The sequence below is a fragment of the Acinetobacter sp. YH12144 genome (genome assembly GCF_013418345.1).
Taxonomy (GTDB): domain Bacteria; phylum Pseudomonadota; class Gammaproteobacteria; order Pseudomonadales; family Moraxellaceae; genus Acinetobacter; species Acinetobacter amyesii.
The window spans coordinates 1-13,860 of the sequence record NZ_VPCD01000009.1 but is presented as its reverse complement, the minus strand read 5'-3'; the positions used below and the strand labels follow the sequence as shown (position 1 = coordinate 13,860).

At 40.9% G+C, this 13,860-nt stretch carries 16 protein-coding genes; 8 read left to right on the top strand and 8 right to left on the bottom strand.

What is annotated here, in order from left to right; translation table 11 throughout:
- The first annotated feature begins 36 nt into the window (after positions 1-36).
- The 6 genes from atpA (at position 37) to FTU79_RS07390 (ending at position 5,595) form a co-directional block, all read left to right on the top strand.
- Positions 37-1,581, top strand: a complete 1,545-nt coding sequence (gene atpA, locus FTU79_RS07415) for a F0F1 ATP synthase subunit alpha (RefSeq protein WP_078191475.1) — start codon at positions 37-39, stop codon at positions 1,579-1,581.
- Positions 1,582-1,669: 88 nt separating this feature from the next.
- Complete coding sequence (gene atpG, locus FTU79_RS07410; RefSeq protein ID WP_078191474.1) at positions 1,670-2,539, top strand: F0F1 ATP synthase subunit gamma; 870 nt, start codon at positions 1,670-1,672, stop codon at positions 2,537-2,539.
- Between the two features lie 29 nt (positions 2,540-2,568).
- Complete coding sequence (atpD, locus tag FTU79_RS07405) at positions 2,569-3,963, top strand: F0F1 ATP synthase subunit beta (RefSeq protein ID WP_078191473.1); 1,395 nt, start codon at positions 2,569-2,571, stop codon at positions 3,961-3,963.
- A 26-nt stretch (positions 3,964-3,989) separates the two neighbouring features.
- Positions 3,990-4,409 (top strand): F0F1 ATP synthase subunit epsilon, encoded by a 420-nt coding sequence (locus tag FTU79_RS07400; RefSeq protein WP_078191472.1) that lies wholly within the window; start codon positions 3,990-3,992, stop codon positions 4,407-4,409.
- Positions 4,410-4,526: 117 nt separating this feature from the next.
- Positions 4,527-5,072: a hypothetical protein gene (locus FTU79_RS07395; RefSeq protein ID WP_180049449.1), complete on the top strand. Its 546-nt coding sequence runs from the start codon at positions 4,527-4,529 to the stop codon at positions 5,070-5,072.
- Between the two features lie 217 nt (positions 5,073-5,289).
- A complete protein-coding gene (locus FTU79_RS07390) occupies positions 5,290-5,595 on the top strand; it encodes a hypothetical protein (protein WP_168378803.1) in 306 nt (101 codons plus the stop codon).
- A gap of 6 nt (positions 5,596-5,601) precedes the next feature.
- On the opposite strand, the gene FTU79_RS07385 is transcribed toward FTU79_RS07390, so the two are convergent.
- Complete coding sequence (locus FTU79_RS07385) at positions 5,602-6,045, bottom strand: AAA family ATPase (RefSeq protein ID WP_180010757.1); 444 nt, start codon at positions 6,043-6,045, stop codon at positions 5,602-5,604.
- A gap of 105 nt (positions 6,046-6,150) precedes the next feature.
- Between FTU79_RS07385 and FTU79_RS07380 the strand changes: the two genes are divergently transcribed.
- On the top strand, positions 6,151-6,618 hold the full coding sequence (locus FTU79_RS07380; RefSeq protein WP_180049447.1) for a hypothetical protein: 468 nt from the start codon (positions 6,151-6,153) through the stop codon (positions 6,616-6,618).
- 7 nt (positions 6,619-6,625) lie between these two features.
- Here FTU79_RS07380 and FTU79_RS07375 read toward each other — a convergent pair whose 3' ends face one another.
- From FTU79_RS07375 to FTU79_RS07355, 5 genes are all read right to left on the bottom strand, one after another.
- The gene (locus tag FTU79_RS07375) at positions 6,626-7,639 is read right to left on the bottom strand and encodes a pirin family protein (RefSeq protein ID WP_180026138.1); all 1,014 of its coding nucleotides are present in this window, start codon (positions 7,637-7,639) and stop codon (positions 6,626-6,628) included.
- Between the two features lie 158 nt (positions 7,640-7,797).
- A complete protein-coding gene (locus FTU79_RS07370) occupies positions 7,798-8,421 on the bottom strand; it encodes a hypothetical protein (protein WP_180049445.1) in 624 nt (207 codons plus the stop codon).
- A 143-nt stretch (positions 8,422-8,564) separates the two neighbouring features.
- Positions 8,565-8,927, bottom strand: coding sequence for an RcnB family protein (locus FTU79_RS07365; protein WP_373683897.1), 363 nt, complete (start codon positions 8,925-8,927; stop codon positions 8,565-8,567).
- 213 nt (positions 8,928-9,140) lie between these two features.
- Positions 9,141-9,686: a glutathione peroxidase gene (locus tag FTU79_RS07360; protein WP_111885877.1), complete on the bottom strand. Its 546-nt coding sequence runs from the start codon at positions 9,684-9,686 to the stop codon at positions 9,141-9,143.
- Between the two features lie 144 nt (positions 9,687-9,830).
- Positions 9,831-10,589: a helix-turn-helix transcriptional regulator gene (locus tag FTU79_RS07355; protein WP_180049443.1), complete on the bottom strand. Its 759-nt coding sequence runs from the start codon at positions 10,587-10,589 to the stop codon at positions 9,831-9,833.
- A gap of 122 nt (positions 10,590-10,711) precedes the next feature.
- Between FTU79_RS07355 and FTU79_RS07350 the strand changes: the two genes are divergently transcribed.
- Positions 10,712-11,593, top strand: a complete 882-nt coding sequence (locus FTU79_RS07350) for a DMT family transporter (RefSeq protein WP_180049441.1) — start codon at positions 10,712-10,714, stop codon at positions 11,591-11,593.
- 439 nt (positions 11,594-12,032) lie between these two features.
- Here FTU79_RS07350 and FTU79_RS07345 read toward each other — a convergent pair whose 3' ends face one another.
- Both FTU79_RS07345 and dprA read right to left on the bottom strand, forming a co-directional pair.
- A complete protein-coding gene (locus FTU79_RS07345) occupies positions 12,033-12,602 on the bottom strand; it encodes an L-threonylcarbamoyladenylate synthase (protein WP_111885874.1) in 570 nt (189 codons plus the stop codon).
- A gap of 31 nt (positions 12,603-12,633) precedes the next feature.
- Positions 12,634-13,731 (bottom strand): DNA-processing protein DprA, encoded by a 1,098-nt coding sequence (dprA, locus tag FTU79_RS07340; RefSeq protein ID WP_373685653.1) that lies wholly within the window; start codon positions 13,729-13,731, stop codon positions 12,634-12,636.
- Positions 13,732-13,860 lie beyond the last annotated feature (129 nt).

Genomic DNA, 13,860 nt, shown 5'->3' with positions numbered 1-13,860 from the left:
GAAGACTGAACTTTAAAAAGATTGAGGTATAGCGCAATGCAACAACTGAATCCATCCGAGATCAGTGCGCTCATTAAACAGCGTATCGGCGATCTGGACACCAGCGCGACCGCTAAGAACGAAGGGACCATTGTTATGGTTTCCGACGGTATTGTGCGCATTCACGGCCTTGCTGATGCAATGTACGGTGAAATGATCGAATTCGACGGCGGCTTATTTGGTATGGCACTGAACCTAGAACAGGATTCAGTGGGTGCCGTTGTCTTAGGTAACTACTTAAGCCTTCAAGAAGGTCAAAAAGCTCGTTGCACAGGTCGTGTATTAGAAGTTCCGGTTGGTCCAGAACTTTTAGGCCGTGTAGTAGATGCTCTTGGTAACCCAATTGATGGTAAAGGCCCTATTGACGCAAAACTTACTGATGCTGTTGAAAAAGTAGCACCAGGCGTAATTTGGCGTCAATCAGTGGATCAACCTGTACAAACTGGTTATAAATCAGTAGATACAATGATCCCTGTTGGTCGTGGTCAACGTGAGTTGATCATCGGTGACCGTCAAACTGGTAAAACAGCTATGGCGATCGATGCGATCATCGCTCAGAAAAATTCTGGCATTAAATGTGTATACGTAGCAATTGGTCAAAAACAATCGACTATCGCTAACGTTGTGCGTAAGCTAGAAGAAACTGGCGCTATGGCGTACACAACTGTTGTAGCAGCTGCTGCAGCTGATCCTGCAGCGATGCAGTATCTTGCTCCGTATGCTGGTTGTACAATGGGTGAGTACTTCCGTGACCGCGGTGAAGACGCGCTTATCATTTATGATGACTTGTCTAAACAAGCTGTTGCTTACCGTCAAATTTCATTGCTTCTACGTCGTCCACCAGGTCGTGAAGCATATCCTGGTGACGTATTCTATCTACACTCACGTTTACTTGAACGTGCTTCACGTGTATCTGCTGACTACGTTGAGAAATTCACTAACGGTGAAGTTAAAGGCCAAACTGGTTCATTAACTGCATTACCGATTATTGAAACTCAAGCCGGTGACGTATCTGCATTCGTACCTACAAACGTAATTTCGATTACTGACGGTCAGATCTTCTTAGAAACATCATTATTCAACGCAGGTATTCGTCCTGCTGTGAACGCGGGTATCTCTGTATCACGTGTTGGTGGTTCTGCTCAAACTAAGATCATCAAAAAATTGTCAGGTGGTATCCGTACCGCTCTTGCGCAATACCGTGAATTAGCTGCGTTTGCTCAGTTCGCTTCTGACCTTGACGAAGCAACTCGTAAACAGCTTGAACATGGTCAACGTGTAACTGAGCTTATGAAGCAAAAACAATATGCTCCATACTCAATTGCTGACCAAGCTGTTTCAATTTATGCATCTAACGAAGGCTACATGGCTGACGTAGAAGTGAAGAAAATCGTTGCATTTGATGCTGCGTTGATCTCTTACTTCCGTTCAGAAAATGCTGCGTTAATGCAAAAAATTGACGAGACTGGTGCTTACGATAAAGAAATCGAAGCAGCAATCAAAGCAGGTATTGAAAGCTTTAAAGCGACTCAAACTTACTAAGATTCAACTGTGTTGAATCTGGTTTTGGTTTGGTTCACGGATCAACCTTCGGAAGCTCGAAAGGGCTTTCGAATACTAGGTTAAGCGTATGGCAAATTTAAAAGAAATTCGCGCCAAAGTAGCTAGTATCAAAAGCACGCAGAAAATTACTCGCGCGATGCAGATGGTAGCAGCTTCTAAGATGCGTCGTGCGCAAGAGCGCATGGCTCAAGGCCGTCCGTATGCCGAAAATATGCACCGTGTAATTGCTCATTTGGTACAAGCGAACCCTGAATACAAACACCGTTATATGGTTGAACGTCCTGTAAAGCGCGTTGGCTATATCATTGTTTCTTCAGATCGCGGCCTTGCTGGTGGTTTGAACATTAACTTGTTCAAAAAAGTGGTCAAACACGTACAACAGCAACAAGAGCAGTCAATTGAAGTTCAATTTGCTTTAATTGGTCAAAAAGCGGTTTCGTTTTTTAAAAACTACGGCGGTAAAGTTCTTGGTGCAACTACAAACGTAGGTGATGCTCCGAGTCTTGAACAGTTAACTGGTTCTGTACAGGTGATGTTAGACGCGTTTGATAAAGGCGAGTTAGATCGTATTTATCTAGTGTCAAACGGCTTTGTCAACGCCATGACTCAAAACCAAAAAATCGAACAGCTTGTTCCTTTAGCAGCTGCTGAGGAAAGCGAAGGCCTAAATCGTCAATACGGTTGGGACTATATCTATGAACCAGAAGCTGAAGAGCTTCTAAATGGTTTATTGGTTCGTTACATTGAGTCTATGGTTTATCAAGGTGTGATTGAAAACATCGCATGTGAACAGTCTGCTCGTATGGTTGCAATGAAAGCTGCAACTGATAACGCGGGTGAATTGATCAAGAGCCTACAACTTATTTATAACAAGCTGCGTCAAGCCGCGATTACTCAGGAAATCTCTGAGATCGTTGGTGGTGCCGCTGCCGTTTAACATTATTAGTTTGAATTGAGGAGACAGCAATGAGTAGCGGTCGTATCATTCAGATCATCGGCGCGGTTATCGACGTCGAGTTTGAACGTAACAGCGTTCCTAAGATCTATGACGCTCTCCATGTTGATGGTACTGAAACTACATTAGAAGTTCAGCAGCAACTTGGTGATGGCGTAGTTCGTACTATTGCAATGGGTTCTACTGAAGGCCTTAAGCGTGGTCTTACTGTAACTAACACTGGCGCGCCTATCTCTGTACCTGTAGGTACTGCATGTTTAGGTCGTATCATGGACGTTCTTGGTCGCCCTATCGACGAAGCTGGTCCTGTTGGTACTGAAGCTCGTTTACCAATTCACCGTCAAGCGCCTTCTTATGCAGAACAAGCGGCTTCTACTGACCTTTTAGAAACTGGTATTAAAGTCATTGACTTACTTTGCCCGTTCGCCAAAGGTGGTAAAGTTGGTCTGTTCGGTGGTGCCGGTGTTGGTAAAACTGTAAACATGATGGAGTTGATCAACAACATCGCAAAAGCTCACTCAGGTTTATCTGTGTTTGCTGGTGTTGGTGAACGTACTCGTGAAGGTAACGACTTCTATCACGAAATGAAAGACTCTAACGTTCTAGACAAAGTAGCAATGGTCTACGGTCAGATGAACGAGCCACCAGGTAACCGTTTACGCGTAGCGTTGACTGGTTTGACTATGGCTGAGTACTTCCGTGACGAAAAAGACGAAAACGGTAAAGGCCGTGACGTTCTATTGTTCGTCGACAACATCTATCGTTATACACTAGCGGGTACTGAAGTATCAGCACTTCTAGGTCGTATGCCATCTGCAGTAGGTTACCAACCGACTCTTGCAGAAGAGATGGGTGTTCTTCAAGAACGTATTACGTCTACTAAGTCTGGTTCTATTACGTCAATTCAAGCGGTATACGTACCTGCCGATGACTTAACAGATCCATCGCCTGCTACTACCTTCGCTCACTTGGACGCGACTGTTGTATTGAGCCGTGACATCGCATCTTCTGGTATTTACCCAGCGATTGATCCACTTGACTCTACTTCACGTCAGTTAGATCCACTTGTGGTGGGTACTGAGCATTACGAAATCGCTCGTTCAGTTCAAAACGTTCTTCAACGTTACAAAGAATTGAAAGACATTATCGCAATTCTTGGTATGGACGAATTGGCAGAAGAAGACAAACTTACTGTATATCGTGCACGTAAGATCCAACGTTTCTTCTCTCAACCGTTCCACGTAGCTGAAGTGTTTACTGGTGCTCCTGGTAAACTTGTACCGCTTAAAGAAACAATTCGTGGCTTTAAAGGTCTTCTAGCTGGTGAATACGACCACATTCCAGAACAAGCGTTCTACATGGTTGGTGGTATTGACGAAGTTATTGCTAAAGCTGAGAAACTTTAATTAGTTACCTAATTTAGGAGATTCTCATGTCAACTATGCAATGTGACGTTGTAAGTGTTAAAGAGTCTTTGTACTCTGGCACTGTAACTATGCTAATTGCTAAAGGTGCTGGTGGTGAGTTGGGTATTATGCCTGGCCATGCACCACTAGTAACTTTGCTCAAGCCGGGCGCAATCCGCGTTCTGCTTGAAAATGGTACAGAAGAATTAATCTATGTATCAGGTGGTGTACTAGAAGTTCAACCGCACGTTGTTACTGTACTTGCAGATACTGCAGTACGTGCTGACAACCTTGATGAAGCAGCAATTATTGAAGCTCGTAAACAAGCTGAACAATTGTTAGCAAATCAAAAGAGCGACTTGGACTCAGCTGCTGCATTGGCTGCTCTTGCAGAAACTGCTGCTCAGTTGGAAACCATCCGCAAAATCAAAAACCGCGCTCAATAAGACGCAGTTTGAGATTGAAAGAGCCACCCGAAAGGGTGGTTTTTTTATGTTCAAATATACAACTTAAATCGAGATGGATATAATATTTAGCAAATAAATCTTGATATAAAAAATAAAATGAAACTCAATATTAAATTAACCAATGAAGATTTTTATGTATTTCAGGTGCTAAACGAAGAGCTTATTAATCCTGTTGTATATGACAAATTCGAAGTTAAGTTTCTCAGATTAGTGTTTAAATTTTTTATACTATTAATAGTCAGTCTCTTTATTTTTATTTTCTTCAAAAATGACTCTTCACTTTTGAATTACTTGATTTTGTTGGTCGCTCTTTTATTGGGATTGTTGCCCAAAGTAAACTCTATTTTTCAAAATATGTTTAAGATACGATATATCGATCAAATGGCTGAAAATTCGAAAATTCTTATTGGGGATAAAGAAATTGAGATTACAGAGAAAAATCTTATCGAAAGTACTGAGTATTACACTCAAATTTTTTCATGGAGTTTAGTATCAAATATTGAGAAAACGCAAACTCATTTAATTGTTTTCTTCGGTATGTGTATAGGGATTATTTTGCCCTTAGACCAAATTAATAATGACGTAGAAAAGATAATACAACAATATTGCCCAAATATTGAGTTCAAAGAACATAACTGGTAAGTAAATTTCATTTGATTGTCTTTGATGAATTTGAAGTGATTTATTTGTAATGAATAATTGAGAAATTTCTATTCTCCATAATATTCACATCAAATCTCTTATCAAAATTTTCCCCTAAATTTTTCAGCTCAGGCTTTATATCTATCACCTAAAGTTGAATATATTTTATTCAATACAATCTTTATAGTGATTAAATTCAATCAGCTAGCATTGCACCATGAACCTTATCGCCTATGAGCCGCATTTTTGGGAACTTTATCAAGACTTTGATCAATATTACTTGAGCATTGCGGTTGATCTCAGTTCTGTAGTGTCATGTTGGGATGTTGAACTCACCCATGAAGAAGTTCAACAATATGAACACCGTGGGCGCGTGAGTATTCAAGAACTGGCAAAATCGATGGTTGCTGCTGCCTATAAAGGTGATTTTGCTTCATTAGAAAGTCGTTTAGTGAAACCATATGAACGTCAGGCCATGCAATCGGCTTTTAAAAAATGGCAAGATAGCCAAAAAGCAGGTTAATGGTTGTTATTCATGCATGGGTAAAATTGAAAACTCGCCGTGACTGATAATTTTAATTTTAAAAATTAGATCAAAGCCTTCATCCTGTGATGGAACTTGAAGTTTGCGATAAGTAGCACGCACGCCAACTTCTGGAATATGGGCTTTGCCTTCACGAAAACTGTTGCGTTTTAAGGTACTGTCCAAATCGGTTTCAAAATAATAAGCAATCACCTCAAAACCTGCATCAATTGCACGTTGGATATAGCGAGCACGAGCTTCCCGATCTGGGTTGGTATTATCAATCACCATTTTCGTTTTGGATGCCAAACCAGCTTCAAAGATCATATTTTCCCGATGTCGGGTTTTCAACATATCCAAATTAATACGTAAATGGCTATGATATAAATTCAACATGTAAAAGGTTGATTTGCCAGAGGCTTGAACGCCTGTAAAAATAATCAGCTGCATGGTGTCTGCAATGAAAGCATGGAATGAATAATAGAGTATTAAATCAGCAACGCAGTTTTGCTACAATCGCTGCAAAATGAATAAGAACAATTTACATAGGTCTGTATGCACAAATTTTTCAACAGTTTATCGCTGTGTCTTTGTTATAGTTTGCTCGTTGCATGTCAAAGCCAATACGTCACGACACCCAATCTTCCCACTGAAGCTGCACTTGTCGCTGAATCGGTTGATAATGGCATCAGTACGGAGCTTAAAATCCCATATATGACCGCCTTTCGAAATCTGCGACAAGCCTATAATCACTGTGTTGCGTTTACCGCGAACAATCGCTACGTCTATACCGATAATCGTTTAGAAGAGCATTTGGAGCAGGGGACATTGATGGCACGAACTGAGAATGGGGCGTATTTGCATAAAATGTTGGTCGAAAGTTTAGATCCACAGACGACACGTATTACCTTATTTTTACCGAAGCAATATACCTTTGCCCAAGCACGTTTTAAACAAGATGTTCAACGCGCACTTGGACAAGATAAAAACTGTAATACCTTTGAATTTGCTCAATCCAACTAATTGAACTTTAAGACACTTGTGAGTTTTCTTGCTCTGGGTGCTCTACACGTTGACCGCCTTCATAACTGGCAAATCGAGCCTGATTAGGTTTGAAGACCGGTGCGGGTGTTGGCCAAGGCCAATCTCCAAAATGGGTTTCACGATAGCGTTTAAAAGCCGCATTGAGTTCTTCAGTGGTATTCAGCACAAATGGACCGCGCATTGCCACGGGTTCATTAATCGGTTCACCTTCTAACCACAGAATCCGGGCTTCTAATCCACCTGCTTTGAGATGGACGTCGGCATCTGATTGGAGTTCAACCAAATGCTTCATCTGAATGGTTTGACCTTCTATTTCTAATGTATTGCCTTGATAAAAATAAGCAAAACGGTTGGAGCTACTTGTTGTTGCGGGAATCACCAACTCCGCACCTGCTTGCAGGGTGATTAAATAAATGTTGACTTTATTTTCTGCGGCAGCCGCCCATGAGTGTGGCGGTCGGGAAATAGCATCAGTGGATTTGAACTGCCCTGAAATTACACGTATATCCGATTTTTTTCCTTCACTATCGGTTTCAAAGACGTGAGGAATGTCTTCACGCCAAAACATTTTATAGTCGGCATCATGGGTTTTCTGTTCAGCCGATGAATTAAACCAAATTTGGAAAAGTTCAAATGGATTGGCTTTGTCTTCATGCAGTAGGGGGAACATTTCACAGTGTTCAACGCCATTGCCTGTAGACAGCCATTGCACATCACCAGCAGCATAGCGTCCGCCATTGCCTAATGAATCGAAATGATCGACATAGCCTTGTTCAACCAAGGTAATGGTTTCAAAGCCAGTATGTGGATGCTCCGGAAAACCTGGAACCACATCGCCATAGTACATATTGAATTCATCTTTTTCTGCGGCTGTTTTTGGCCCCATATCAGCATTTGCAGCAGGAAAATGATCAATATGATGGGCAGTAAATAAGAAAGGATCTTTTAAATCTAAACGAAAGGTAATGGGTGTAATGTTATAAATCACAGCGTTTGACATAACTGTTCCATCATTGGCTTTATTATTAAGCATTAATCTAAAAGGAAAAACAGTCGTGTTCTATAGCGGAACTGTAAGAAAAAAAGCGTTAGCTCAAGGTCTAACGCTTTTTTGATTTAAAACAGGTGGAATGCAATGGAAATGCTAGATTTCGCTATTTATTCAGTTTCAGAGGGTGCGGTAGATGAGCTTTTGCCTACTTGATCTTGGATCAACATACTTGCCAATTTCAGCATTTCAGCTTGAATATTGCCCATTTGATTTTGAATTTTCTGAAAATCAACTTTGCTTAAATCGACTTGTCCATTGAGAAAAGGTGAGGCCAATACTTGCTGATTCGCTGCCTGTAAATTGCTGCGAATATCATTAATTTCAGTGCTTTTTAGATTTAAATCATTCAAAGCTTGATTGAAACCTTTGAGCTGCTGTTGTAGCTGGGTTGCCGCTTTTTGCAATTGGAGATGATCTTGGTTGCTGACTGCGGCTTCTAAATCGACCTGCGTTTGTTTGAGTTGTTCAACATAATTGCCGGCTTTAAGTTGCATATCCGCAACATCGCGAACGATATAAAACATATTGCCGCTTTTTAATTGGCTTTGATCTGTCGCCTGACTTTGTGTCGCAGATTGATCTTCGTTTGTTGATGTTGTTGCAGGGCGATCATTTTCTGCTGCGATTTCTTGTTCCTGTTGCGGTGCTGTGGCAGGTTCACAGCCAATCAGCACCAAAACACCACTAAAAATGGCAAAAGGGAGAAGGGCATTCTGCACAAGCTTTTTCATTCAATCATCACTATGTGTTAAGTCTATGCTTTGAATATAGGGGCAGAATGTGGATTAAAAATAGATTGTTGCAAAGCAATAACAAAATAATCGCTTGAACAAAAAAAAGAGGGCATTTGCCCTCTTTTGATGTTTTGGTGGGTTTAACCCGCAATGATTTTGATCATGGCGTGGCTGACAGCATTCATTAAAATGTAGTCACTATTCACTTTAATCCATTGTTGGTTTTTGCCTGATTTAGACAATTTTTTATATTTGTTGTGGTCACCTTTGTAGCGATGACCACGGTATTCAGAAGATACTTTTCGTCCAGAACGCCAGGTATGTGATGGATTTACCGCTTTTTTCTTGTTCTGGCTTTGGTTTTTACCCCGTGTGTATTGTTTAGTGTGCTGTTGGGTTTTCGCCTTTTGAGTATTTTGCCGTGCATCTATTGTTAGCGCAGATACACGTGCTGTCAAAAAATAGATAAAACGATAGCTTTCATTAATGTATTTTAAGTTCACCTGTTTACTGCTGGATGTGAATTGATAAGACTCATCATAATGAGTATTTACAGGGAAGCTTTGAACAATGTGTATATGAAATATTAAAACAATGGGTGAAATGTGTAAATTATCAATATGTGATAATTATTAAATATTATTGTGATAATTTAAAATGATTAATCTCAGTTAAAATCACAATAATCTTAACTGAGAGATTGAGATATTGTCGAATTATTTGGCTAATTCAGCGTTAATGGCATCGACAATACGAGCATCATCTGCCTTGATGTCAGGTGCAAATCGTGCCACAACTTCGCCTTGTTTATTCACGAGGAATTTTTCAAAGTTCCAGAGCACTTCAGGCTTTGGATTTGGTGTTAATCCGTATTCGACTAAATCATCCCACCATGGGCCTTCACCAATGCGTTCAGGAATGGCTTGGGTTAAGGTTTGATAAAGTGGGTGTTTATCTGCGCCTGCAACAGAAATTTTTGCAAAAAGTGGGAAATCGACCTTGTAGTTGATCGAGCAAAATTCTTGAATTTCAGCTTCAGAACCAGGTTCTTGTTCTAAAAAGTTATTGGCAGGAAAGCCTAAGACTTCAAAGCCTTGCGACTTCTTCTCTGTATAGAGTTTTTCTAGGCCTTCATATTGCGGTGTTAGCCCACATTTAGAGGCTACATTGACCAATAATAAAACCTTGCCTTGGTATTGATTGAGTGTGGTGTCATCACCTTGGATCGTTTTTACTGGGATATCGTAAACTGAAGCTGACATATTCGTTCCTAATTGAAGTTGTGCCTTTCATCCTTGTTTTAAAGGGAAATCTGGTGAACAGCAAGCTTTTATCGATAGGCTTTTCGCATAATTTTTGTAGTAGTTTGCAGAATTCGAGCTAATGCTTGGTTTATTGCTTTGTATTTAACTTGAGGCACGATGTTGGTTCGGGGTTTTTCCTGTATAGCGTTTAAAAAACTCAATAAAGCTTGAGCTGTGTTGATAACCCAATTCATAGCTGAGAGCTTTAATAGACTGACCAGCGCGGAGTTGTTGAATGGCATAAATAATTTTGGCACGGTTTCGCCATTCAGAAAGGCTCATTTGTAGTTCGTGCTGACTCAGCCGCAGTAACTGACGCTCACTCAAACCCACATTGGCTAAGCATCGCTGTAGGCTCAAGCTAAAATGATCTACATCTGCAAGCTGCACCAAGATCGGCTTTAACACCGCATCATGGCTTTGCGGTAAATAATGTTGATGTTTGGGTGCTGTTTTTAACTGGTCGAATAAGACCTGTAGCAGGTGTCGATAGGGTGGTGTGGTATGTTGCTCTGTAGGAAAGGCCAAAATTTCTTGCGCCAATAAACGAAAGAAAGGCTGGATGCTAAATACTTCCGTCTGCTTGGGGAAATTTATGCAGAGATCAGGTGCTAGTCGGATTGCCACATAATGAATGGGTTGCTCATCAATCGCGACTGAGCAATGTTCTGTCTGTGGGGGAATCCACACCCCATAACTGGCAGGTGAGAGATGATGTTGCCCTTGTATCTCATATTCGAAAATACCATCGAGACAAAAATTAAAATCACCCCAAAGACAACTGTGCGGATAGACAGCATCTAATGTGGTGTAGTGTGCTTCAAAAAGCTCGATTTGTTGTTCAATCGGTGCTGATGTCATATAAGCCTAAGTGTCGATGTCTGAACTACAATATAAATGTCTGAAATCATGTATTTCAATTAAAACAGACATCACTCAAAATACCTAAACCAATCTTTGCACAATATATTGAGGAGTCAGACATGTTGCTTCAAGCGCGTTGGGCGAAATTTGCAATTTGTTTGCCTCTGATCGCGGTATTTATATGGTCGTTAAATATTACCGTCACCCGCTATGTGACGGATTATATTTCACCAGTCAGTATCAGTTTTTATCGATGGTTTATTGCATTTTTGATTCTGACCCCTTTTATGCTCAAAACCGTTTGGCAGCAAAGACAGCTTATCGGGCAGCATTGGCAGCAATTGGCTGTGCTGAGTGCTTTTGGCATGGTGTTATATCAAGGCTTGGGCTATACCGCTGCGCATTATACGACGGCGACCAATATGGGCATCATCAATGCCTTTATCCCTGTTTTTACGATTGCCGTTGCATTTTTCATACTGAAAGATGTGCCTAATCGCTATGCCATCTTGGGCTGTGCGATTTCATTTACGGGGCTATTGTTTGTCATTGCGCAAGGCGATTTCAGTCAATTACTGAATATGGGCGGACATTTCGGCGATATCCTCATGATTTTCGCAGTGTTTTTCTATGCCTTTTATGGGGTGTTTTTAAAAAAATGGCAATTGAAACTTCCGCTACTGTTGAGTTTATATGTACAAATTTTCTTTGCCGTTTTATATCACTTGCCATTCGTGTTGTATTTAGGCATTGACGCGATTAATCCTGCGAATGCGCCAAGTGTATTTTATGCGGCAATTTTTCCATCATTGATTGCACCGTTGGTATGGATGTTGGCTGTGCAACATCTCGGGCCGAATCGCACCAGTATTTTTATGAATTTGATGCCGGTATTTACCGCGATCATTGCTTATTTCTGGTTGGCTGAGCAGTGGATGTTTTATCATAGTGTCGGCACAGTGATGGCGATTACTGGGGTGATCTTGGCGCAGCGTAAGTAAATCCAGTAAAAAGTTGAAAATTTACGAGAAGTGTTGATTAGAAAACAATCAAACAAACTTATTTTTTTATAGAGCAAATCTTTTGAAAATGGATTTTTGAATGTAAAACTGAATTAAAAAAACAAATGCTCGTCTTAAAAATCAATCAAAAATAGATACATATTTTGACTAAGTGGTTATAAAATCACAAATAAAGTGCTTATCAGTAGTTTTATTTATATAAAAAATCTATTTGTTAAATTTAAAAAAATATTACATAATACTTTCATCGTAAATGATGAAGTAATTCTTAATAATTACTTGATATTTACCCAGAGATTGCAAGACCCTCTGGATGTGATTTTATACACATCCTTTTTTATGCTCAGCCATCCCTATATGGCTGAGCTTTTTTTTGTCTGTATTTTCCCGAAAGGCTGGTGTAGACAGGCATCCGAGCTTATGCGCGGATGATTTCACCTGTTTCAGCATCAATAATTTTGCTTGGTTCTTGGCTTAGGCCGAGATCACCATTTAAGTAATTGAGTTCATTGGCAAAATACTGATTGGCTTCTTGTAAGGAACGTGCAGGGGTTAATCCCGCAGGATTGGCACTGGTAGACACAATAAAGCCATTAAAAGCTTGGCATAAAGCCACACATAAAGAGTGGGTCGTCACACGGACTGCGACTTTTGGATGATTGCCTTTAATCCATGTTGGAATATGGTCGCCAGCCGGTAATAACCATGTGGTTGCACGTTCATTGGGTTTACGGTTGGTCCATGTCGCAATGACTTGCTGACGCATATCTTCTGTTAAGCCTTGGAGCAGGTGTTCAACTTGAGCGACATTGGCAGCCAATAAAATCACGCCTTTTTCAATGGGACGTTGTTTTAAGCGCAAAATTTCGAGAAAGGCTTGCTCATTGTAGGGATCACAGCCCAATCCCCAAACAGCCTCTGTAGGATATGCGAGAACCTGACCTTTTTTAAGACAGGAAGCTGCTTCTGCAACAGAGGTGGTAATCATTTCTATAGACCTTAACTGATTCGACAAAGGACTATTGTGAACCTAATTTACCCATTCGACAACGTAAGTAGTGTCCGGCTTGTTGTGTGGCATAGCCCATTAACTCTAATTCCATCAGTTGACTGGTCAATGTCGCGGTATCAATTTTGAGTTGAATGGACAATTGATCAAGGCCTTGGCCGACCCAATCAAGCTGCCGATACAGCGCAATTAAATGTTCTGGGATAGGTTCGGGTGGCGGGGTGTCCGGTATTACTGTTTCGGGTGTCGCTATTTCGGTGGTTGTTAAGGTTTTAGCAGTCTGCGATTGCCATTGTGTAGCCAATGCCAAGTCTTCAATGACCTGTTGTGGATGATCAATCAAAATTGCACCTTCGCGTATGAGTTGATGGCAACCTTGATGTGACTCACTATAAATATGGCCTGGAATGGCAAAAATAGATTTGCCTTGTTCGGCAGCGCGTTGAGCCGTGATCAGTGAACCACTTTTTAATGCCGCTTCCGCCACGATGACACCAAGACTGAGCCCACTGACGATACGATTTCGATGTGGAAAATGGTGTTGCAATGGGGGAGTGTGTGGAAGAAACTCACTGATTACGGTTCCCCCATGTTGGATGATTTCTTGTCTTAAACGCTGATGTGCGGTCGGATAAGTTTGATCTAAACCTGTGCCCATCACGGCAATGGTTCTGTGGTGTTGTATGGCAGCGCGATGTGCCGCTTCATCAATTCCTTGTGCTAAACCGCTATTGATATAGAACCCTTGCTCACTTAGATAATAAGCAAAATCATAAGCAATTTGCCGACCTTGGGGACTAGGTTTGCGGCTACCAACAATCGCAATTTGGGGTTGCATCAAGGCTTGGGCATTACCTTGCCCAAATAGAATGGGCGGCTTGTCGCTATAAGGTAAAAGCTGTTGAGGATAGTTCAGGTCTTCAGGAATCAGTACAAAGTCACTGTATTGTTGAATATCCTTGAGACATTTTTCAAAGCTAAGCTGTCCACTTGGACTATGAAATTCTTCAAAGCGCTGTAAATGATTTTTATGCAGTCCTAATTTTTGCCATGTGGTGATTTGATCAGGCTTAAGGGCGTGGTGTAGGGCAGGATAGTGCTGCTGAATTTTCTCTGTACACGACAAATTTCACAGAACCCTTATCCTATCAGGATTCTGCTTTCTTAAAATTGCCAAAATTTCCTTAAACTCTTCTTTTTTCCCAAAACCAATTAAACGCTGAATCGCCATTTGAAC